This window comes from uncultured Campylobacter sp., from assembly GCF_938017775.1.
In the GTDB taxonomy this organism is placed as follows: Bacteria; Campylobacterota; Campylobacteria; order Campylobacterales; family Campylobacteraceae; genus Campylobacter_B.
In genome coordinates this window covers 18,620-41,636 of sequence record NZ_CALIIU010000075.1, presented here as the reverse complement: position 1 = coordinate 41,636, position 23,017 = coordinate 18,620, and the positions used below count along the sequence as shown (strand labels likewise).

Annotated in this window: 18 protein-coding genes; 2 read left to right on the top strand and 16 right to left on the bottom strand. The window is 48.5% G+C overall.

Annotated features, from left to right (window positions below):
* Positions 1-185 precede the first annotated feature (185 nt).
* The 16 genes from Q0537_RS09790 to Q0537_RS09715 form a co-directional block, all read right to left on the bottom strand.
* Positions 186-1,625, bottom strand: coding sequence for a DUF4139 domain-containing protein (locus Q0537_RS09790; RefSeq protein ID WP_299227674.1), 1,440 nt, complete (start codon positions 1,623-1,625; stop codon positions 186-188).
* A 369-nt stretch (positions 1,626-1,994) separates the two neighbouring features.
* Positions 1,995-2,771, bottom strand: a complete 777-nt coding sequence (locus tag Q0537_RS09785) for an ABC transporter ATP-binding protein (protein ID WP_298706275.1) — start codon at positions 2,769-2,771, stop codon at positions 1,995-1,997.
* Entirely contained in the window at positions 2,764-3,756 is a 993-nt protein-coding gene (locus Q0537_RS09780) for an iron ABC transporter permease (RefSeq protein WP_299227671.1), read from the bottom strand. The genes Q0537_RS09785 and Q0537_RS09780 overlap by 8 nt, the downstream gene beginning before the upstream one ends.
* Before the next feature lie 873 nt (positions 3,757-4,629).
* Positions 4,630-7,350: a carbon monoxide dehydrogenase gene (locus Q0537_RS09775; protein WP_299227668.1), complete on the bottom strand. Its 2,721-nt coding sequence runs from the start codon at positions 7,348-7,350 to the stop codon at positions 4,630-4,632.
* A 217-nt stretch (positions 7,351-7,567) separates the two neighbouring features.
* Positions 7,568-8,206 carry a nitrous oxide reductase accessory protein NosL gene (locus Q0537_RS09770; protein WP_299227665.1) on the bottom strand — a complete coding sequence of 213 codons (639 nt, stop codon included), beginning with the start codon at positions 8,204-8,206 and terminating at the stop codon, positions 7,568-7,570.
* Positions 8,203-9,030, bottom strand: coding sequence for an ABC transporter permease subunit (locus tag Q0537_RS09765; protein ID WP_298082342.1), 828 nt, complete (start codon positions 9,028-9,030; stop codon positions 8,203-8,205). The genes Q0537_RS09770 and Q0537_RS09765 overlap by 4 nt, the downstream gene beginning before the upstream one ends.
* A 768-nt stretch (positions 9,031-9,798) precedes the next feature.
* Positions 9,799-10,395: a hypothetical protein gene (locus tag Q0537_RS09760; protein ID WP_299227662.1), complete on the bottom strand. Its 597-nt coding sequence runs from the start codon at positions 10,393-10,395 to the stop codon at positions 9,799-9,801.
* Entirely contained in the window at positions 10,379-11,017 is a 639-nt protein-coding gene (locus Q0537_RS09755) for an ABC transporter ATP-binding protein (RefSeq protein WP_298101800.1), read from the bottom strand. Before Q0537_RS09755 ends, Q0537_RS09760 begins: the two co-directional genes overlap by 17 nt.
* Before the next feature lie 8 nt (positions 11,018-11,025).
* The gene (locus tag Q0537_RS09750; RefSeq protein WP_297883280.1) at positions 11,026-11,928 is read right to left on the bottom strand and encodes a NapH/MauN family ferredoxin-type protein; all 903 of its coding nucleotides are present in this window, start codon (positions 11,926-11,928) and stop codon (positions 11,026-11,028) included.
* A gap of 3 nt (positions 11,929-11,931) precedes the next feature.
* Positions 11,932-12,378, bottom strand: coding sequence for a cytochrome C (locus Q0537_RS09745; protein WP_299227658.1), 447 nt, complete (start codon positions 12,376-12,378; stop codon positions 11,932-11,934).
* Complete coding sequence (locus Q0537_RS09740) at positions 12,375-12,992, bottom strand: hypothetical protein (protein ID WP_299227655.1); 618 nt, start codon at positions 12,990-12,992, stop codon at positions 12,375-12,377. The genes Q0537_RS09745 and Q0537_RS09740 overlap by 4 nt, the downstream gene beginning before the upstream one ends.
* Positions 12,989-13,813: a 4Fe-4S dicluster domain-containing protein gene (locus Q0537_RS09735; RefSeq protein WP_299227652.1), complete on the bottom strand. Its 825-nt coding sequence runs from the start codon at positions 13,811-13,813 to the stop codon at positions 12,989-12,991. The genes Q0537_RS09740 and Q0537_RS09735 overlap by 4 nt, the downstream gene beginning before the upstream one ends.
* Positions 13,810-15,015 (bottom strand): nitrous oxide reductase family maturation protein NosD, encoded by a 1,206-nt coding sequence (locus Q0537_RS09730; protein ID WP_299227649.1) that lies wholly within the window; start codon positions 15,013-15,015, stop codon positions 13,810-13,812. Before Q0537_RS09730 ends, Q0537_RS09735 begins: the two co-directional genes overlap by 4 nt.
* Positions 15,012-15,788 (bottom strand): hypothetical protein, encoded by a 777-nt coding sequence (locus Q0537_RS09725; RefSeq protein ID WP_005870834.1) that lies wholly within the window; start codon positions 15,786-15,788, stop codon positions 15,012-15,014. The genes Q0537_RS09730 and Q0537_RS09725 overlap by 4 nt, the downstream gene beginning before the upstream one ends.
* 42 nt (positions 15,789-15,830) lie before the next feature.
* Positions 15,831-18,422, bottom strand: a complete 2,592-nt coding sequence (gene nosZ / locus Q0537_RS09720) for a Sec-dependent nitrous-oxide reductase (RefSeq protein ID WP_005870833.1) — start codon at positions 18,420-18,422, stop codon at positions 15,831-15,833.
* 12 nt (positions 18,423-18,434) lie between these two features.
* Positions 18,435-19,592, bottom strand: a complete 1,158-nt coding sequence (locus Q0537_RS09715; RefSeq protein WP_299227646.1) for a hypothetical protein — start codon at positions 19,590-19,592, stop codon at positions 18,435-18,437.
* 295 nt (positions 19,593-19,887) lie between these two features.
* Here Q0537_RS09715 and Q0537_RS09710 point away from each other — a divergent pair, with 295 nt between their 5' ends.
* Positions 19,888-21,555 carry an anaerobic C4-dicarboxylate transporter gene (locus Q0537_RS09710; protein ID WP_299227643.1) on the top strand — a complete coding sequence of 556 codons (1,668 nt, stop codon included), beginning with the start codon at positions 19,888-19,890 and terminating at the stop codon, positions 21,553-21,555.
* A gap of 209 nt (positions 21,556-21,764) precedes the next feature.
* Complete coding sequence (larA, locus tag Q0537_RS09705; protein ID WP_299227640.1) at positions 21,765-23,015, top strand: nickel-dependent lactate racemase; 1,251 nt, start codon at positions 21,765-21,767, stop codon at positions 23,013-23,015.
* The last annotated feature ends 2 nt before the right edge of the window (positions 23,016-23,017 follow it).

Here is a 23,017-nt window from a genome sequence, read left to right as displayed (position 1 = left end):
CTAAAGCCGCGCCTTGGTTTTATGCCGGCAAAATTTAATCGCGCCGCAAAAAGTCGGTCTGCCGCGTAAAATTCAGCGGCGCGGCGAAAGGGGGCCCGTCTCGTAAAGCGATGCCGCATAAAATTTAACCGCATCGCAAAAAGCTACTCCGCTGCGCAAAATTTAACCGCGAGCGCCAAAGCTCTTTACTTCTTCGGCTTGCTTAGCTCATAGCCGAAGTGGATCTTTTTGCTCTCGCCCGGCTTTAGCTCGAAGTCCCAGCTAAGTAGTCCGTCCTTGCCGAGGCTGCTCTGCTCGGGCGAGTTTTTCAGCGCGACCTTTACGTCCTCATGCGTCGAAACGGGCGCTCGCTCTTGCAAAACCACGTTCCACGCGCGCTTGGAACCGTTTTTGATCTCGTAGTTCCAAGCCATGGAATTTTTGCTTTCTCCGCCGAAAAAGGAGTTTTTCGTGAAGTTGTTCGCCTGCTCTTTTTTAACTTCGATCAGGCTATTTTTACCCAGATACGCCGTAGCCTCCGCGTTTGCGGCAAAGCCTAGATGCACGAGCCCGATCTGCACGCCGTCGAGCTTTATTAGCGTTTCGCTCTCCTCTATGTTTCTTACGGGGCTAAATTTAGCTCGCACGTAGGCCGCCTCGCTGCCGTAGCCGTCGATGAGCAGATCAAATTTCGCATCCAGGCTCTGTTTATCGAAGCTAAACTCGCCCGCTTCGCCCGCTTTGAGGCTTACGCCGCTGATTTTCCACGCCTTTGAGAGCGAGCTTTCGATATTCGCGCCCGTCCTTTGATACGACGATCTAGCCTCCATCGCAGGCGCGACCCTATCCATAGTTGCCTCCTCTAGCATTACATCCTTTTTATAAGCCGCTGCGGGCGCCGGCTTTGCAGGTTCGCCCTCGTACCACGGGTAAAAGGGCTGCGGCGCGGTCTGCGAGGAGTATTCGTAAGGATACAGCGCGATCGTCAAATTCGCTAGCTCGGCGTTTAGCGGATTTTGCACCGAGAGCTTTTGCGCGACCTCGATCTTGCCGCTTGCAAGATCTGCCGAGAGCTCGTTGTGCGTGTAGGCGCTAACATCAACGGGGTAGCTTATTTTTACAAAGCTTGGATCGCAGCCAAAGTTCGCGTTTAAGCGGCGTTCGTTCTTGATCCGGTATTTTGAAATTTTCTCTTTGAGCTTTACGATCTGCTCGTCCGTCTTTGAAATTTCGCCCGCTACGAGCAAGACCTCGTCGTAAACTTTTTGCGAATCCGCCTTTAAGCTCGCCAAGCTTCTATCTTTTAAGCTCGCAAAATCGCTTAAAAAGCGCTGCTGCGCCTTAAGCGCGACCAGGCGGTCGCTTAGCTCGCGCAAGTTCTTTTCGTCCGCCTCTTTTTTGGCGAATTCCGCGTTTTTAACGGGCTCGCTCCCATCCAAAGACGCTTCGCGCATTTCGCAAGAGCCCACAATCTCGATGCTGCGGATATCCAAGTACTCCGGCACGTTCACGCTGAAGTTTGATTTTTGCGCGCCGAAGTTTTGGTGCAAGAAGGCGGAGTTCGCGTAGATCTCAAGGCTATTTTCCTGTGCGCTTAAATTTACGGCAAGCGCCGCAGCTGCGCTTAAAAGCACTATTTTTTTCATTTTCGCTCCTTAAAAATTTTACGTAATTGTAACGATAAATTTTGATTTTTATGCTTAAAATTTGGAGCGAATTTTAAAATTCCGGCCCCGCCGCCCGCTTTGAAATTTCAAAATTTCGCCGCCGTAAAAACTCCGCCGCGGGCGCTAAAATTTTACCGCTGCTAGCGCCCATTAAGTCCTCTTGCTCGCACAGCCGAAGCGATAAAATTTAAATTTACGAAGCTTCTATTGCAAGGATGAGCTGTGCTCGTCCGCGAAAGTTAAACCGATAAAAATGCAGGCGCTAGCCTGCCGTAACTTTAGGTGGGTGCAGGGAGTGCTTGCACTCCCGCTCGCAAGGGCGAGCTTTGCTCGTCCGCGAAGTTAAGATCAAAACGGATACGTCAAGCAACAGACCCTGCCGACCTTTTCGTTGTAGCTGACGTCGAGCTTCAGATCGTATAGCTTGCTTAAAATTTCGCTCTTTATGATCTGCTCGGCCTTGCCGTATGCGACCTCGCCACCGCCTTTTACGAGCGCGACGTATCCGCCCAAAAGCAGCGCGAAGTCCGGATTGTGCGTGGCTAAAACGACGGTATAGCCGTTTTTGAGAAGCTCCTTTGTGGCGCGGAGGAATTTGTATTGGTTGGCAAAATCCAGCGCCGAGGTAGGCTCGTCGAAGATCACGATCTTGGGCTCGCTGCAAAGGGCGCGCGCGATGGACGCCATCTGCCTCTGGCCGCCGCTTAGGCGCGTGATGATCTTGTCTTTTAGGTGCCAAATTTCAAGCATTTTCATGTAGCGCTGCGCGAGCTTGTAGTCGTTTTCGCTTGGCTGCGAAAAGATCCCTATATGCGCCGTGCGCCCCATCAGGACGTATTCGAAGACGCTGTAGTCGTACTCGCAGACCTCGCTTTGCGAGACGTAGCCGATGATCTCGGCGCGCCCTTTGGCGCTGAGGCTCGCCATATCCTTGCCGTCAATTGAAATTTTACCGCGCAGGGGCTCAAGCGTGCCGCTGATTAAATTTAAAAGCGTCGATTTGCCCGCGCCGTTTTGCCCCAAAATCGTCAGCATCGCGCCCGCTTCGAGGTTGAAATTCACGTCGTGCAGCGTCAGAGGGGCGGATTTTACGTAGCCGAAGTCTAAACTCTCAACCCTAACCATTTAGCTTCCTTTTGTTTTTAAGCAGGATGAATATAAAAAATAACGTGCCGATAAAGCCCGTAAGCACGCCTAGCGGGATCTCGCTTTGATTTATACTGCGCGCTACGTCATCTACGATTAGCACGAAGATCGCGCTTAAAAATATGCTCGCCGGGATCGCTTTGGTGTTGCTCACGCCCACGATCATGCGCGTTAGATGCGGCATCAAAAGCCCCACCCACGCGACTATGCCGCTGATACACACGCTGCTTGCGGTTAGCAGCGTCGCGCAGACGATGATGATGCCCCGCTCCAGCACGACGTTTACGCCGAGTTTCGCCGCCGTCGCATCGCCCATGGATAGGACGTTTATGCGGTAGCTCATCAGCACCAAGATAGCGATACAAACCCCCATCACCGGCGCTATCATCGCTAACACGGAGGGATCTACTTTCGCGAGGCTTCCTAGCTGCCAATACACGATGTCTGCAAGCTTCGTCTCGGGATCTGCCATAAATTTTAAAAATCCGATCAGCGCGCCCATCAGACCGCTTACGATGATGCCGGCAAGCACGAGCATTATGGTGGCGCTGGAACGCAGCGCTCGCGTGATTAGAAGCGTAATGCAAACCGCCGCGAGCCCGAAAACGAAGGCGAAAAGCTGGATCAAAAGGATGTTTAGATCAAGCAGGATCGCGATCGCCGCGCCCACGCAAGCTCCGGCGCTGACGCCTAAGAGATCGGGCGAGACGAGCTGGTTTTTAAAGACGCCCTGATACGCCGTGCCGCTGATGCCCAGCGCTGCGCCCACGAGCACTGCGGCGATGATACGCGGCAAGCGCACCTGCATGACGACATTGTGGACGTTTTGCGCTACCTCGCCGCCGCTAAGCGCCTTTAGCACCTCAGTGATGCTTAGGCCGAAGCGCCCTATACAAAGCGATATCGCAATCGTCGCAATCGTCGCCAGTATCAGCAGCAGGAGAATAAATTTAAAATTTTTCATACCTTCCCTTGCTTTAAATTTTATCTTTTGCCTTAAATTTAATCTTTGAAATTTCGCTTCATCGAAACTCGCTTAAAATTTCGCTTTAAATTCCGCCTTCCGGCTCGTAGGCGAAAGGCTTGCGGCAAAATTCCTTCGTGATAGCTCCAAGATCAATATTTCAGAAAAGATCCGGATGAAAATTTTAGCCGCCTGCAAGATTTATAGTGTCGTCTCCATGCCCGTGCGGTCTCAGCCGAAAATGTTTGTAGGCGCAGCATAGACGCACTTTTGCCGCACCGCCTCAAGCTGCGAAACGCAGGACTTGGCAGCAATGCCTCCGCCTCGTGCGACGTTTTCTGCCGATGATGACGCAAAGACTGCAGCAGCTTTGATTTATACATCTAAATCCTTAAACAGATGTGGCATTTTAGCACATATCGTATTAAATTTTTATGATTTTAGCTTTCATATACGAGCGAAATTTAATGGCGTGCAGCTCCGTGTAATAAGGCTTTTAGCAAAATTTAGCTTGCGGATTTCAGATGAACGTCTACGAAATTTACGCTGAGATGGAATTTTAAAATTTCATCCGTTCGCGAAAGATAGACTTAAGCCTGATGGTGGAATTTGCCCGGCTAAATTCCATCGATTTAGCAGCAGACACGGCGTGCGGCGAAATTTTATACAGAGTCTGAAGATTTGATTTAAAATTCCACGAACGGATGCGGTACGAAAATTTTCTCTTTATTCGATCGTGGTTTTGCTAGCCACTTAGTCGTAGAATTTTACTACTCGTTTAGCTGCGGGATTTTATTTGCCGGCAAGGAGTTAAATTTTATCATGAAATTTCGCATCGCTTTAAAATGCGATGCGAAATGAATCCGTTCGTCGCTACTGCCAGCCTAGAGCTTTACGCTTTAGGCGCATATCGCTTACCATTTTTAGGGCAAGCGCGACTGGATCGGTATCTACGTACATCACAGAGCCAAGTGCCCGCCTGGTACCCTCTTTGAAAAAGTGTATGACATTTGCGGAACCGTGGATTTGATACTCGACGCAGTGATACGAGTCGATGCCCATTAGGCGGAATCCGAGCGAGGCATCTACGCCCTTTTCGTTCGCCCACTCGGGAGAGGTGAAGGCAAGCGGCAGCTCGTAGAGATTTTTGCCTAGCACCCCTGCGATACCTGCGAAAATTCCGCTGGAGCGGGTATTATCGATACACTCGCCCACGTGCCAAACCGGCGGAAGCTCATCTTTTTCTAAAAACGCCCGCAGCGACGCGCCTGCTTTTTTATACGCGCTTTTTTGGCAAAAGCCCAGCTTCATTAGCGGGAACGACGCGCAGCCGTTGGTCAGGATTAGGACGTTATTTTCGATTAGGGTTTGTGCGACATCTATGATAGCGCGCTCATAAGGCACTTTAGGATTGGTGCAGCCGACCATATTTACGATGCCTAAAATTTCACCGCTTTTTAGCGCGTGCGCTAACGGCTCCATGCCGCCGTAGTGCTTATGGACGAATTCTACCGAAAAGCCCACTTCGGCCTCGACTTCATACGGCGGGATATATACCGGCAGTCCCTTGCGCTTTTCGTGAGATTGCAATGCGCGGTCTAGAATTTTACGCGCTAAATTCCTAGTATCGGCGATATTACTATGGTGATGATCGTAGCCTATATGCTCGGCTCCGGGAAGTCTAGCTGATGAGCTTGTGGTAACGACCTTGGTCTGGAAGCAGTTAGCCACGTCCATGATTGCAGGATAGACATCTTGGACATCGGCGACCCAAAGATCAAGTGCGCCTGTGCCTATGACGAGTTCAGCAGTTACGGCGTTTGAGAGCGGCACGACGCCCCAGTTGCGATACATCGCCGATAGCCCAGAACAGCACACGCCGTAAAATGCGATCCCCTGCGCGCCTATTGCGCGAGCCTTGTCTTGATACTCCTTAGAATTTCCGATCTCCACTATTAGGCTTACCAATGTCGGCAGATGTCCGTGCACGGCGATATTGACCCAGCCTTTTTTAAGTGCGCCCATATTGCTTTTGGAAGTTACGCGATCTCCTACTCCAAATAGCGCATCTGTAGCGATATTCGCAGCTACTACGCCAGTGAATGTAAAAGCAAGCCCACAGCGCAAAAGATGCTGCATCACGCTGCGCCAGTCTCCATCCGTGCCTACACCCGTTCGGTGATACGCCTCAAAGACTTCGTTATACGCACTAATCGGCAAGATATCCAGCTTGCGCCATACCTCTTGACGCTCCTTGGGTGCGAGCGCAGTGATGGTTTTATACTCGCCGCTGCTTTGCGAAAGATCTGTTAAAAGCGTATCGGCAAGCTCGATCGCTACCTCTTTTAATTCTCTGCCTTCAGTTGGAATTCCAAAGGCTTTGGCGGTATTGATGATTTTGTATTCGCCTATTATGGGCAGATCTAGCTTGCCTTGCGCCGCCCATTTTAGCGACAGCAGAAGCTCTCTGGCGTGCGCGCCGTGTTGAGCTACGCCTGCAGCTACTTGGCGCAGTAGGTTGCGCGATACGATGAGATCGGCGTCCGCACCGCAAGTACCACGATCGGCCTTTTTAGTAATTTTGCAAGGTCCCATATTGCAGATCTTACAGCATACCCCGCTAAGTCCATAACTACACATAGGCATCTGTTTGTCGAAACGATCAAACGCCGTATCTACGCCGATCTGCTCCATCCTAAGCATCATTTCGCGCACGGCGGGATCAGGGGTTTTCTCAAGTACTTCTTGCTTTGTAGGGAAGGTCTTTTTGTATTCAAGCAACGCCTTCATATAATCCGCCGTAAATTCCGCCTCGTGAAAATGCTCGAAAAGATTGCCCTGCGCGTCTTTATGTGTGTGCGGACTAGCCTCTGCGGGCACTAAAACTTTTGGGATGCCGTGCTCGTCAAATCCGATAATCGCGCGGTGAGAGTGAGGCTTGTGATCATGGCAATGTTTGTCGTGCTCGTGCGAGCTGATGGAGGAATCCTCGTCGTGCTCATGTGAAGATGTCAAAGAATTTGCTCCGTATTCGTGCAAATAAGCTGCGAGGTTTTCTTCTTGATCGTGTGGGTGGGTCGCAAGATCTTCGTCGTGTAGATGCGAATGGGCTGCGGAGTTATCATTATGCTCGTGTGAGTAAGAGAAGTGGTCTTTGCTGCTTGGGCTCTTCGCAGGATTTGAGATGGAATTTATCAAAGAATCAGCCATGGAATTTATTGTAGAGTTTATTGCGGATTTTTTAGCGTTGCCTGCGCTTTGAGCGCTTGAGTGCGCCGCAAAGTTCGTGCTTGAAGCAGAGCTTGCGCTATCATCGTAGCTAGACGCGGAATTTTTGGCTTCGCAGTCGCACTCGTCGCAGAAATTCTCGCCTGCGGCGCGATTTTTAGAAATTTTGTCGCGAGCATGTGAGGCGGAAGTCGTAGAATTTGCAGCGGAATTTTGAGTCATATTTGCGCTTTTATCAAAAACGGATGCGGTGGAACTTTTGACCGCGTCTACGGCGAAATTTTCTCCCGTATTCGCAGCGGAATTTTCATCCGTCGAAGCCTTCTTGCGTGAGCCTTTTTGTTTTGAGATTTTGTCGTTTGCCATGGTTGTCTCCTTAAAATTTATTTTAAAAATAAGCGAGAATGCAGCCCTCAATAAATATACTAAAAAACTACATTATTTAATTCTTATAGATAAAATTTAACGTGATTGTATTTTTTAATTGCTTTAAATTCCCTTAATAGCGCACTAAAATAAAAGATAAATTTTTATGAATAAAATATACTAAATAACTTAGTTTAAATTTCGCCAAGCGGCTCGATCATCTTAGATAATCGATTAGCTTGGCGGAGATTTCGCGAAACTGCAAAATTTTATGCCCCTTTTTCTCGCGCATGAAGTCTTGCGCGTCGCGCAATCTCGCAAACGTGATAAGATCATCGCCTCTGGCGCTTTGCAGTACGCTGCCGAAGACATAAAACGCGTCCTGCGCCCGCAAAATTTCGCCGCTTGCGTAATCGGTGACGTAAAGCTCCGCGCCGCCGAAATTTGCGTTCGTGGAATTTGACTCGCCGAAATTGCCGCTAGCGGGATTTTTGCTCATCAAATTTTCCTCTGCGGAAGCCCCGCCGTTATTGCCGCTCAAATTTTCGCCCTCGAAAAAATATGCAAACATCGCCTTGGGCGAAGCAAACGCGAGCGCGCTACCGTCTTTGAGCCTTGCATAGGCGCGAAATTCAGGGTGCGCGCTAGTATCGATGCCGTATTTGGCGCAGGTAAGATTTACGTCTTTAAGCCACGTAAGATCGCGCACGCTTTTAAAATTCTGCGCCGAATCGGAGCCTGTCTTATCTGACGTGCCTAAATTTTGCGCCAAGCCGGAGCTTTGAGCCGCGGAATTTTGCATCTCAGCTGCACCGCAAAGCGCTATAAATGCCGCCAAAATGAGTGGAAATTTCACGCTAAATCCTTCGATCTAAAGATAAAATAGCCCAAAATCAGGCTCGCCGCGCCCAGCGCGATCGGATAGAGCAGCGAAAAGGCGATGAAAAGCCCGCGCCCGAAGTGATCTAGGATAAAATACGCCGTCGTGCCGATGACCGCAAGATCGGGATCAAATAGGCTGATAGCGGCGATGCGGAAGTCCTCCATCGGGTTTGCCAGAGCGATCGCAAAGATCAGATTTTCGTTCACGCCCGTTTTTGCGAGCAGTCCGATCAGCACGAGATCTAAAAACGCAAGGCAGAAAAGCCAGACGAAAAACGCGAGCCCAAGCCCCATCTCTTGGCTTTTTGAAACGGCGCAGATCAAAAAAGCGATCCCTAAAAACGCCGCGCATAAGCTAAAAAGCAGCCCCGCATAAAGCAGGCAGATCGCCCACGGAATGCCCGTGCCTTTGATCGCGCCCCAAACGATCGCAAGCAGCAGCGACAAAAATATCGGCACGAACACTCCAAACAGCCTTCCTAGCGCCTTACCGTAGTAATACTGCGCCTGCGAGATCGGAAAGCTTAGCAGGTATTCGAGGATGTTTAGGTCGCGATCGGCTAGGATCGCCTTGCTGGTGGTTACGAGCACGAAGACGGGCAGGATGATGATGCAGATCTGAATAAACAGCAGCAGCAGTCGCGAAAGCCCGCTGAAACCGAGCACGCGCGAATCGGTCACCCCCGTGATGAAAAACGCCGCCACGAGCCCGCTAAAGATCAGCAGATAGAGCAAAAACCAGCGCGAGCGGAAGGACTCTTTGATATCCAAAGCGGCGATGGTGAGTAAATTTTTCATTCATATTCCTTTATTGCGCCTCGGTGCGCTTTTAAATTAAGATTTCTCGCGCGGCTTAAATACGCCGCCCGTCTTTAAATTTTAGCCTCGTTTTGCGGCGCGGATTTCGCGGCCTTAAATTTTGCCCGTCTAGCGTTTAAAAACAGGCGGCGAAATTTTATCCGCCGCCTGCGACTGCGGATTGCGCATAAATTTTAAATTTACGGCCCGGACTTGCGGCGTACTCAAACAGCGCGTCGCTTGCCGCCCGCTATCCGTAATCCGCCGTAGTTTTAAAATTTAGCCGTCTGGTGGATCGCTTAAATTTCAGCTTTATAAAATTTCAAAGCCTGGCGTATCCCGTGGCATAAAATTTTAAAATTCTAAAAATCCCAAAGCGGCGAATTCTGCGCCGGTTAAATTTTAAATTTACGGCGAACTTTTCAATTAGCGTGCTTGCGTAAATTTTAATTCGGCAAAGCGAATTTTGCGCCACGCGTTAAATTTAATCGCACCGTGAGATAAAATTTCGTAGCCGTTTTCTAAACCCATCTCTGCCTCGCGCCCGCCTGCGACCGCGACTCGCGCATAAATTTTAAATTTACGGCTCCGGCTCGCATGCGCTTAAACATCGCGTCGTTCAGTGTCGCCTATTATCCGTCATTCACGACGCTGCAAAGTAAAATTTTATCTCATCTATATCGGCACGGGCGGTACGCTGAAATTTCACGCTTTAAATTTAGCGCAAAACATAGGGCTGCTCAAAATTTCGCTTTAGCCAAAACGTCCTTAATGCGAGTGCCCTGAAGGCATATCGTGCGCCGTGCCGTTACTTTCGTGCATCTGCCCCATATCGTGCGGCGCGCCTTGAGAGTGAGCCGTGCTGCCCGCATCGCCGCTCATGCCATGATCTGAGCCGTGAGTATGCCCCATATCGCCCATTCCCATGCCGTGCGAGCCGCCGCCTGCTTTAAGCGCCGCGACTACTTGATCGAAGCTGAAGTCTTGCTTGCCCTCTTGCTTGTTTTTAAACGCGCCCCAGCCGAACGACATAGGGGTTTTAAAGCCCTTGTAAAAATGCGCCGTGCGTGCGTCGATAAACTCGCCGTTGCCGCTAGCGTCATTGATGTAAATTTTGGCGTCCTTCAGCCAGTTTAGTTTGTCGTTGGTAACCATAAAATCCACCAAGCAGCCGATGTCGTCAAAGTAGTGGTTTTTACCGTCCACGCGCACATCGACGCTGAAGCGGTTGTCGCTGATCGCCATCTGGCAGTGCTCGCATACGTCTCTGTCGTAGTGGACGTTGCCGTAGTCTTTCTCGTCGCCGCAGCCTAAAAACGTAAGCGCCGCAAGCGCACAAAGCATAATTTTAAACATTTTTGTCATCTACGATCCTCCCTAGATCCATTGAAATCATTCTTTTTACCAGTCCTCCCACTTCCTCGAGCCTATGCGAGATAAAGATCAAGCTCTTATCTTTTGCGTGGTTGTGCAAAAGCGTCTTAAAATGCTCGCGCGCGCTCGGATCGAGATTGGCAGTCGGCTCGTCGAAAATCATCGCCTTGCTGGCTCTGCCGAAGGCTAGCGCGATTAAAAATTTCTGCTTCATACCGCCGGATAGCTTATGAAAGGGTTTGTTTAAATTTGAACTCAGATCAAGCTCCATTTCGTCGCAAAATTTTACTATATCCGCTCTGCTTGCGTCCGCCGTGCGCTCGGCGAAGTAGATGAGCTCATTTAGGCTCAGCTTAAGCGGCGGCGGGGTTTGCGGCACGAAGCTGATACCGCGTAGCGCGCGGCTACGCTGCTTAAACGAATCAAATCCGTCGATAGCTACGCTGCCGCTTGTGGGTATGTATTCGCCCAAAATCGTCCGCATCAGCGAGCTTTTGCCCGCGCCGTTTTGCCCGACGAAAAGCACCTGCTCGCCGTCCGCGATATTTAGATTGATATCTTTTAAAACGAATTGATCTGCGAATTTCTTGCTTACGTTTTTAATCTCTATCATAGACTTCCTTAGACCATATCTTTTAGCTTATTACCGATACCCAGTGCGTCTTGGTGACACACGTCGATACAGCGTCCGCACAGCGTGCAGTCGATCCCTTTTAGCATAAATTTGCTCTTATCGCCTAGGTTTTCGGATGCCTTTTTTTTGGTGATGTCCAGTACGTGCGAGACGAAGCAGACGTCTTGGCAAACGCCGCAGTGATCGCACCTGCTTTTATCCCAAGTAATCTTGCTAAGGCTAGCTTTCGCCGCAAGCGAATAGGTACTGCCTAGCGGGCATAGGTGCGTGCACCACATCCGCCTGCTAAAAAATACTTCGAGCAAAAACACAAAAACTATCCAAAGCCCCGCCAGCGAAAAGCCGTAGATGATGAGGCGCGATAAAATTCCAACTACGTTAAAAATTTCAAAAACGAGCAGGTCTGTAATCGCGCTTAGCAGCAAAAACACCGCCCAGATCGCATATCGCATACCGCGAGGCAGGGCGCGCTCCTTGATGACGCGCTTAGCGATTAGCGTATTATGCAGCTTTTCGCCGATCTCGCTAAGCGCTCCGTAAGGACAGATCCACGAGCAAAACGCCTTGCCGCCCGCGATGAAATAAAACAGCAAAATAGTGCCCGAGCCGATAAGCAAATTTATCGGCAGATCCTTGTGCGCGGCGATCACCTCAAGGGTGGCAAAGGGATCTGCTAGGTGAAAGCCAAGTATCCGCGAGCCGCTGATGTCGCCTTCTAAAATTTGAATATCGGCGCGAAAGGAAAGCACGAAAAGCAGATGCACCAAAAATACCGTGGCGTAGCGCAGAGCCCGAATGCTGGGACGCCATTTGCCGCTTTTATTTTTAAGCGCAAAGGTCGAGAAAAAGCTCGTATTTTTGATCGTGCATCGCGAATTATATTTATCCAAGACTTACTCTTTAAATTTTGAAATTTCATCCGCGAGCTTATCTAGGCTCTCGTCGCTTACGTTGGTTAGCAGTCCGCTCATCAGGCTGTTTTTGATCTTGCCCGCTTTATAATCTTTGAGGCTTGCTAAAATTTGATCCTTGCTCTTGCCGCCGATCGGCGGAGCGATCTTGCCGCGTCCGTCATCGCCATGGCAGGGCGCGCAGCTTACCAGATAGGAGCTACTAACCTTAAAATCGCGCTCTTTGACGCTCTGCTGCAAAATTTTAATATTTTTTACATCCTTATCGTCGATGAGATCGACGCTTTTGCTCTGCGGCGCAGGCTTTGCTTGCACCTGCGGCTTGACTTCTTGCTGCGGCGCGCTAGAATCGTCCGAACTAGCCATAAAGATCATCAGCGCGATCAGCGCGACGCCTAGAATCAAAACTAAAATTTTGCCCGGTTTCATTTCTGCTCCTTAAATTGTTTGTTGAACTCGTAAATTTCTTTCGCCATCGTCTCTATCTGCTGCTCGCTCATGCCGTTTACGAGCTGCACCATAAGAGGGTTAGGCTTTTCTTTGAATTTATACTTTTTAATCATATCCACGATCTGCGCGTCGGTTTTATCTAGAAGCGATGGGCCTATGATGCCGTTGGCGTAGTCGTCGTGGCACGCCGAACAGCGCAAAATGAAATCATGTCCGAGCCGTTTTTTCATCAGATCGAAATTTAGCTTTTCGTATTGGTTTTTGATGCTCGAATATGCCACGATATTTTTGGTCGTTTCGTTCACATCGCCGTTTAGGTTAAAATTTACCTTTCGCTCACCGTAAAAATCGTAGCTTACGAACTTATCGTCCTTCTTGGGCGCTTCGCCGCTTTTGACGCTTATGCGAGGCTTGGCAGTATGATTTTGTTCCACGCTCTGCGGCGTAGAATTTGAACTTACAGAATTTTGCGAGACAGAATTTTGCCCCGCGGAGCTTGCCGCGGCGGAGCCTGAATCGCCGTCATCTCCGCAGCCGCATAGCAAAAGTGCCGCAGCTAGCGAGCAGAGGTAGAATTTAATGGAGTTTTTCATTGTTTCCCTTCATAGATTGATTTGTAATCCGCCCGCGGGATTATCTCGATGATACGCGCCGGGCAGAGCTCGGCGCACGCACCGCAGCCGACGCAAGCGCTGCGGATCTGCGGGACGAAATGCTTGCCTGCTTCTATCATCGCGATGGCATCGAGCGGCTGCGGGTAAGGGCACAGCGACGCGCATAGATCGCAGGGCTTGCCCTCTTTGGCTGCCAGCGCGGAGTTTAGCTCGCGCTCCTGCTCGGTCTTGGCGGGCTTTAGGCGCAGATCGCTAGACTTTAAAGTCTGCCCGCGATACGCCAAACAGGCGTCTAAATTTTCAATCACGGCGATACCCATTTTGACCTTTTTAGGCTCGTTCGTTTCGTGGCTGAGCGCGCCGCTTGGACAGGCAAGCACGCAAGGAAGCGCGCCGCAAAGATAGCAGCCTCGCTCTTTGGCGTCGATGACGGGCGTGCCGATGTCAAAAAGATGCGTAATATCGAGCAGATAGATGCTGTGATAGGGGCAGACCTGCACGCATTGGCCGCACTTGATACAGCTACTGCGGAAGCCGCGCTCCGCAAGCGCTCCCGGCGGGCGCAGATATAAAGAGGCGGAATCCCCGCTAGAATTTTTTGCGGAATTTTGCTTTATGGAATTCGGCGCGGAATTTTGCCCCGCAGAATTTACGGAATTTGACGCGCCGGAATTCTGCGCTTCGCCGCCCGTAAAATTTACGGAATTTGTGGAATTCTCATCCGCAAATAAGCTCGCTGTCCCTAGCGTCCCAAGCGCTCCGCCGAGTAGTTTTATCGCTTCGCGTCTATTCTTTATCATTGCTTCATCCTAGGTTTTGGATCTTTTAGCAGTAGCTCAGGCTCTGAAAACGGAGCTAGCTTGGAGATGAAATTTAAAAGCGCGATCCCGCTGGAGCCGTAAAAAAACCGCACATTAGGTTTATACGCCCAAAGCCTATCCGCGTAGGCGTATGAGCTGTAGCTAACGTCGCCGTAGCCGTCGCCGTCGCGGTCAAATCCGTCGTAATCGTCGAAGTAGTTGCCACTCCATTCGTTTTGCAAGAGCTTGGATTGGGGCGTATCGTTTAGCACAATCTCCATATTGCCTTTAAATTTATTGTTTTTAAATACGCTTTTTAGCTGCGTGGCATGGAATTGCACGCCGATGCTGTTGTATTCGATATCGTTGTTTTCAAAAACGTTAAGCGAGCCCGGCTGGTAGGGGGATTGATCCAGATAAAATCCGCGGGCGTTGTAAACGACTTTATTATCCGTAACCCTGAAATTTGAGCTATCCTTCATACCGATGCCTACGCCATAAGCGCCGTCTGCGTTGCGCACGACGTTACGTCTGGCGATATTGTCGCTTGAAAACATAAAAAATAATCCCACGCTATTGCCGTCGTAGTAGTTATCCTCCACGACGTTATGCCCGGAGTTCATAAAGTGCAGAGAATAGCGACAGCTATGGCCTTTATTGCCTGCGACGAGATTTCCGTTTGAGAAGTAAAAAACGGTGTCGCGGACGTTGTGGACGTCGTTATTTAAAATTTTATTGGCATTGGAGTACCAAAGCTTGATGCCATCGCCTTTAAAACTCGTGCGGTAGGTATTGCTTGAAATTTCGTTGCCCTCGATCGTTACGTCGTTTGCCTTGCTTAGCACGACGCCGTAGAGCACGTCTTTGATGAGATTATTTTTTATGATTACGCTGTTTACGTCGCTTACGTTGATCCCTGCATCCTCGCTAAGATGCTCGAAGCCTCCGTTTTGAATTGTTAAATTCTTGATTGTAACATGCGGAGAGCGGACGCGGATCACCGTTCCGTTGCGATCGCCTATGATCACGGCAGAGCGGTCTAGTCCGTCGATAGTAAGGGGTTTATCGATTAAAATATTGCCGTGGTACTCGCCTGCGGCTAGTTCGATAATATCGCCCGCTTTTGCGCTATCGATCGCGTCTTGAAGCTCGCCAGCGCCTAAGCTTAGCGCGAGCGAGAATGCTAGAAGCAAAAGCCTCATCTATGCTCTCGTAGGAATTTTTTCTTAGATAGTAGAGCTAACGCCGATAGCAGCGACAGGGCCAGCATCAGCCAAAAGCCAAGAGCGGGATATGAATGGGTAGTAAAATGCGCTACGCTGCCGTCGCCAAATGCTGTAGGCATAAAAGGCTTTATTTTAAACGCGCCCCAGTCTTGCAGGTTATGCCCGAACCAATACAGCCAACCCACGTAGCAGCCGATGAAGATAAGCGGCGCAATGATCGGCAGGATCATAAGCAGAGTCTGCCCCTTGCCGTCATAGTACAAAAACGCAAGCATACCGATCGTAGCGATTATGAGATAATACGGCGATAGAGAGTGCTCGAGCGTGCCGCCGCGCCAGACGGGATACATGCCGATATAGTGGTTTAGGGTATTCATCTCGCCGACATCGCCGCTAAAGCCGTCAACGTGGACGTAGAGCGGAATTCCATCAGGGAAGGCCTCTTTTGGATAGTTCGGCGCTTCAAGTGAAATTTTCCACACCGGTATGCTAGGAACTCCCACTTCAAATTTATGCTCCAGCATCGCGCCTAGATCGTTTTTAACATCACTAGGAATTAAGTGATTTTTATACGATGCTTTCGTATAAAAATTCCATATCGGTGCGGAGTATGCGGGCAGCTGCGAGACGCTGCTAACCTGCCCCGATACGATTTTGCCTTGGACTTTGAAAAATCCGAGCGTAGGGATGGTAAAAGCGACCGTCATAATAAGCAGCGCTAAAATCGCGTAAATTTTATATTTTGGCATTTCATCTCCTTTAAATTCTCCCCCTTGCGGGGGAGAGTAGGGCTAGTTAAGACCCGCGTTCTCATCGACCCATTTTAGGTATTCGATGATATCTTTGATCTCTTCGTCTTTCATATGCTGATTTGGCATGCGAAGGTTGAAGTAATTTATCATTGCCTTAACGTAGTCGTCTTCGTAGAATTTAGCAGGGTCTTTGATAAAATCAGCTACCCACTTCTCGCCGTTTTCGTGGCGAAGTAGGACGCCTGTTAGATCAGGACCGGAGCTTACTTGACCGATGACGTGGCAGCCGTTGCAGCCTCCGCGTAGGTAAGCCTTCTCGCCGTTAGACGCAGCCTCGCTCATAGGAGTGGAGAGCTCGCGGATCAGGTTATTTTTAGCGCGAAGTCCAACATCTGCGGTTTTTACTAGATACTGCCAAACTTGACCTTCCCAAAGTATCGCGCCATTCATATCGCCTGCTTTTACCGCGGCGTCTGCCTTGGCTTTGGTTTCAGGAATTTTGCCGTATTGATCCAGCGCGTCATCGACTAAAGCCTTGACCTTAGGATATTTCTCGTAGTTTTTCTCTTTTAAGAATTTAACGACTGATTGAATAACATCATCGGTGGCTTTATTTGTAGCTACTACCTTGTCGTATTCGGCTTTTAGAGCTTCTGGGCTAAGAGCTTTTAGCATAGACGCTTTAGCTGAAGTGTATTTTTTATTCGGATCTTTTACATATAGATATCCAAACATCTCAAGGTGTAGCGCAGAGCAGAATTCTGTGCAGTAGAAAGGAAATACGCCCTCTTTATCTGCGATGAAATTTACGCTCGCAGTCTTACCCGGCTCAAGCGACATATGCAGATCGTAATCATCAACTGTAAAGCCGTGAGTTTCGTCCTCAGCACGCTCTAAATTTGTCATATAGATCGTTACGTTATCGTCCTTATTAACCTCGATGTGCTCAGGATTGATATGGCTGCGGATCGCTGTAGCATAGACTTTTACGTTTTTGCCGTCGCGCTCGATGCGCTCCTGACCTGCTAGCGTCATAGCAGGGTGCTGCTTACCGGTGCGAGAGTTCGTTCCCATAGTATAGGTAGGTTTCGTATGAAGCTTACTGGCTGCGATAGAAACTACGTCGTGTGGCTCGCCAAGACCGATAGGAAGATCATAAAGCATCTCCATTTTAGGTCCTGTAATGTCGATCAGCTGGTGATTTTGCGGATGAAGTGGTCCGATAGGATTAAATCTATCGATCGAAAGCTTATCTAGCGCGATTACGTATTTGCCGACAGGCTTTGAGGATTTGCCCTCCATAGAATCAAGGTGACCGATATTGTAGTGGACGTTGATCCTATCTAAAACCTTTAGCGTTTTGTAATTCCATTTTACGATCTGGCTATCAACGTAAAGCGATGTATAGATTACGCCGTCTTGCGAATCGAAGGTGTTATGCAAAGGTCCAAGACCAAGCTCTGCTTGTCCGTGAAGCGTCTTTTGCATATCTAGGATCGGAATTCCGTATGGATCCTTGCCTGCATATTCTTTTTTATCAATTAGCTCTTTGATCTTTTTGAAATCATAAACGCTAGCGTGAGTATCTAGTTTACCGCCGATAATGATATAGCGACCATCGGGGCTAACATCGACGCCATGAGGGGATTTAGCTTCAGGGATCAAAAATAGCGCTCCCGCTTTTACAGCAGCGTCTATCGTAACGATTCTGTGTCCGTTTACGACCTTATAGTTTTTGCTATCTTGAGCAAGTTTTTCTAGAATTTGCCAGTTGTAAACGTGCAAGTAGTCGGTATCGTTGCGGCTCATGCCAGCTTCCATCGGAGGCAGACCCTTTTCGATGCCGCCTGTGTACATTTCGGAGTTGAAGCTGTTGGTAAACGCCCAGCCGAAGCTCTCGCCCTTACCTGCGTCACTTAGATCTTGCATATATGGAGGAAGCTCTAGAGAAAAGGATTTATTTACGTCGATTTTACCTTTATCGTAGTCAAATTTCCATAGCGTTACCGCACCTCGATAGACTGCTTGATACTCCTCGATCGGGTGCCAGTCGTTATCAAAAGGGGCTGCGTATTGGCTGGTTTCGATGACGTATTCGGTATTAGGCGTTACGAAAGAGCCGCCGTGATCGCTTTTGATTACGGGATTTACGACTATTTGAGTGGTTTCGAAATCGGATAAATTTATAACCGCGATTCTTGGGTTTGCCTTATCGTTAATAAAGAGATAATCGCCCACATACTCGCCGTTTTTTTCGCTGAAATTTGGGTGGTGAGTATCGCCCCAGTTGATCTCTTTGCCGTTAATGGAGCCCGATCTTAAGACCGCCTTGCTCTCCTCGTCAAAGCCGTATCCCTGCCAAGGCTCCGGGGTAAATACGCCGATATATTTGTAGATCCTCATCGACGGCACGCCGTAAACGATCACCTGTCCGCTTTGACCGCCGGAGGAGAAGACCATATAATCGTCCTTCCTACCGGTCGGCTGATAGGTCTTAGCCGCCGCCAAAACGTCTTTTTCGCTTAAATTTCGTTCTTTCATCACGCGCTCTAGGTCACTATCTGCGGCACACAGGGCGCTTGCGGCGAACAAAACCGAGCCCAAAAGCACGGGTTTGAAACTTTTTAACATACTAATCCTTTCTTAGAATTTTAAAATTTTACCTGATTTGCTGACTACGAGGATCGTATCCCCGTCTGCGTACATCGCTAAAAATTCGCTTTTTAAATCCACAACCTCCTTTAATCCTGCTTTTTGATTTTCGTAAATTTTATCTTTAGTAGCGATAAACTGCGTACCGCGGGCGCACACGATGGATTTGATCCAAGAGCCCACGCTTTTGCGCTCGCCGCTTTTTAAATTTATAAAATCCCCCTCTATATCGCCTGTAAATAGCGTCCCATCGCAGTCTGCAAGCGCAGTAGTGATAGAGCCGCTTAAATTTTTATCGCCAGCTTCGGCTGAAATTTCGCTTTGAGTTTTAAGCCCCTCGTCTTGAAATTTTGCGCCTTTGAATTCTAAGCTTTGAAATTTCGCGCTCTTTGCACCGCTAGCTTTCGTTTTATTTGGCTCGGAGGCTTGCGCGCTTTTCGCATTATTAAATTCCGCATCTTTAAATTTCACGCTACCAAGCTCTCCCTGCGCGGCGCGATTAGGCGCTGTATCGATGCCGCTAAATTTAGTCGCGACAAGATCTGCGCTAAAACAGGCTACGCCGTTCCAGCTTGCGACGCAAAGTCCGTTAGCGCCTAGGCTAACGGCATTGATCCTGCCGTAATGAAACGAAATTCCGCGCAGCCCATCGGGGATGGAATTTCTATTTAAAGATTGCCCGTTCGCGGTGGAATTCTCATCTGGGGCGTAGCCGCCGTCCGCGCTGTTATCAGGGTCCTCGTCTAATCTTATTAGTTGATTCTTATCCACTACCGCGTAAATCACGTCTTTTGCGGCATAGATCGCATCTATTTGGGCTGTGCCGCTACGCCCCGTCTTAAGCGTGCGTAAAAATTTTAGTCTATCGTTTAGCACCGCGATTTCGGCTCCGCCACAAGCTAGATAAATTTTGCCGTTTTTGAAATTTAGAGCCGTAATTTCGTTATCGCTGTATTTTTGCGCGAACTCCACGTCCCATTTAGCAGTATCAAACATCCTAAGCTCGCCGCCACTACCGCATAAAAGCAGTCGGTGCGAGCTTGCGTCGAATGCGCCCAGACGCAGCGTGGAGTTTAGATCAAAGCTACCTGCTGCTGCCATCTGCGATAAACAAATCAAAAAGGCAATACAAAATTTTTTAAAATTCATCTTAATCCGCTCTTTGCGAAATGATACTATCCCAAGGCTTAAAAATCGGTTTAAAGCTTGAGCTATAATGGAATTCTAAGTTTTCTTAAAAGTTGCGAAATTCTATGATATAAAAACAGCTCTAAGTGAAATTTTATTTTTCACATTTCGCTATAAATTCTGCTTTAAAATTATAATTTCAGTAAATTTTTATTTTGGCAGATTTTTACAATTCGTAACGCTCCTTTAATTTTGTTTAAATAAAAAGTTAGTATAATCGCCAAAGTTTGTTTTAAATTTTACTGAAGGAGAAACTATGGAGTTTCTGACAAGTTTGTCTGAAAGCACTCAATTCTTTTTGCAGCTCATTATAGTCTTGGGCTGTTTGTTTTATGGTGCTAAAAAAGGCGGTATGGCGCTGGGAATTCTAGGCGGTATAGGCTTAGTGATCTTAGTGTTTGGATTTAGATTAGAGCCGGGTAAGCCGGCAGTGGACGTTATTTTAACTATCCTCGCAGTTGTCGTAGCAAGTGCAACACTACAGGCTACGGGAGGGCTTGATGTAATGCTTCAAATAGCGGAGAAATTGCTTCGTAAGCATCCAAAGATGGTTTGTATCATCGCTCCAACTGTTGCGTGGACGCTTACAATCTTATGCGGAACCGGACACACCGTCTATACGCTGCTTCCGATCATCTATGACGTAGCTATTAAAAATGGAATTCGCCCTGAGCGCCCGATGGCTGCTTCTACAATCTCCTCGCAGCTTGCTATCATCGCTAGCCCTGTTTCGGTTGCCGGCGTTTCGATGGTCGCGATCTTGCTAGGTCAAGGCGTGCATATCGAGGGCTTTAGTACGTATTTGGATCTGCTAAAACTCACTATCCCTTCTACTTTCATCGGTATGCTTGCGATCGGAACGTGGTCGATTTTTAGAGGTAAAGATCTAGATAAAGATCCGGAATTTCAAGAAAAGATCAAGGACCCAGAGCAGAAAAAATATATCTACGGCGAAAGCACGACCTTGTTAGGTCAAAAGCTTCCTAGGATTAAGTGGGTTTGCATGTGGATATTCTTAGCCACTATTGCGCTAGTTGCGGTTTTAGGTTACGAAAAAAGCTTGCGCCCTGCGTGGACTAAAAATGTTCCGGGCAAATCCGTAGAGATCATCGTCGATAAAAAAACGGTCAAAAATATCACGATCAAAGATGGTCAGGTTATCTCCATGGTGGACGGCGGTAAGGTCGTCTCAAACATCAAAGAGTCCAAAGCCAAAGATGCGACGAAATTTAATAGCGTCGAAATTTACGACAAAGATAAAAAGCTTACTCAAAGCATCGTCGCTCAAGACGGAAATGTAGTAATTACGATAGGTGATAAGAGCGAGAGCATCGCAAACGCAAGCATAGTCGTAAAAGATACTATGAAAAAGACCACAAATTTAAATATGGTCTTAACCATTCAAATTTTCATGCTTCTTGCAGCATCCATTATGATGATTGTCTCGGGTATCAAAGCGGGTAATATCGCTAAAAACGAAATTTTTCATAGCGGTATGATCGCGCTCGTAGCCATTTATGGAATTTCATGGATGGCAGAGACTATGTTTACTGCTCATATCGAAATGCTTAAAGCGTCGCTAGGTAAGGTCGTTATGGCGTATCCGTGGACATATGTCATCGTTTCGCTTTTGATTAGTAAATTCCTTAACTCTCAAGCGGCAGCTGTTGCTACTTTCGTACCGCTAGCGGTTAGCATCGGTATCGATCCGGGTCTTATTATTGCGTTTGCACCTGCTTGCTACGGATACTATATCCTACCTACCTATCCGAGCGATCTTGCGGCGATCCAGTTCGACCGCTCCGGCACTACGCACATCGGCAGATTCGTCATTAACCACAGCTTCATTTTCCCTGGGCTAATAGGCGTTCTTACTTCATGCGCGATGGGTTTTATCTTCGCTCATATTTACGGCTATTTATAATAGCTATATGCTCGCGAGTTCAACACTCGCGAGCTTTAAATTTCAAATCCCAGTGGCTTTATAAAATTTTATAAAATTTTGAAATTTTAAATGCTCTAAATTTTTAAATTCTAAAGCTTTCTAAATTCCGTTCATAACCCGCGCAAAGCTAAATCGTTTTAAATAAAATTTACGTTATAATCCCGCCAAATTCCACACAGGAGACAGATATGCAAATCCCTATCGCATACGGCAAAGACGATCATCTAAGCTTAGAGATAAACGAGAAAAATTTGCTCGGCGTTTTCGATCCAAACCCCGTGGCTAAATTTGACGAAACGGCGCTCATCGCAAAGGCTCTCGCAAATCCGATAAATCAAAAAAGCTTCGATGAGTTCATAGCAGGCGACGAAAAGATCGTCATCATCGTAAACGACGGCACGAGACCGACGCCTACGGCAAAAGTTTTAAAGCAAATTTACCCGAAAATCCGCGAGAAAAATAAAATTTTCATCATCGCCACCGGCTGCCACAGAGAAGGCACGCAGGAAGAATACGAGATGATCTTCGGCAAAGAAATTTATGCGGAGCTTAACGCCAAAGGCGAGGTGCACGATCACGACTCGAAGCACGACGAGATGGTATTTTTAGGCGAGAGCAAAAACGGCACGCAGATGTATCTAAATAAAGTCGTAGCAGAGGCTAAAAAGGTGATCGTCATAGGCTCGGTCGAGCCGCACTATTTCGCGGGTTATACGGGCGGCAGAAAGGCTTTTTTGCCGGGCACGGCGTCTTATGAGAGCATCACGCAAAACCATAAACTAGCTCTTAGCGCCGACGCGCAAGCTCTGCGCCTAGAGGGCAACCCCGTGCACGAGGATATGATAGACGCGATGAAAGTTCTTGCGCACATCGACGTTTTTTCGATCCAGACGGTGCTTGATAGCGAGCACGGCGTGTATTACGCAAGCGCGGGCGACCTCAACGATAGCTTTTACGACTGCGTAAGAAAAGCCGATGAGGTGTTTTGCGTAAATATCCCGCGCAAGGCCGATATCGTGATCTCGGTCGCGCCCTATCCGATGGACGTCGATCTCTATCAGGCGCAAAAAGCCCTAGATAACGGCAAACTGGCGCTTGCTGAAGGGGGAATTTTAATAATGGTCGCAAAGTGCCGCACTGGCATCGGACCAAAGCCGTTTTTTGATCTGATGGCCTCCGCGGATACGCCTAAAAAGGTGCTAGAAAAGATCAGCGCAGGCTTTAAGCTCGGCTATCATAAGGCCGCTAAAATGGCCGAAATCTCGCTCTGGGCGCAGACCTGGGCGGTGTCGGATCTTAGCGACGATGAGATGCGAGCCGTGCATCTAAAACCGTATCACAATCTGCAAAAGGCCGTGGACGACGCGCTAGCGCAAAAGGGCGCGGACGCTAAAATCATCATCCTGCCGTTTGGCTCGATGACGGTACCTAAGGCGTAAGT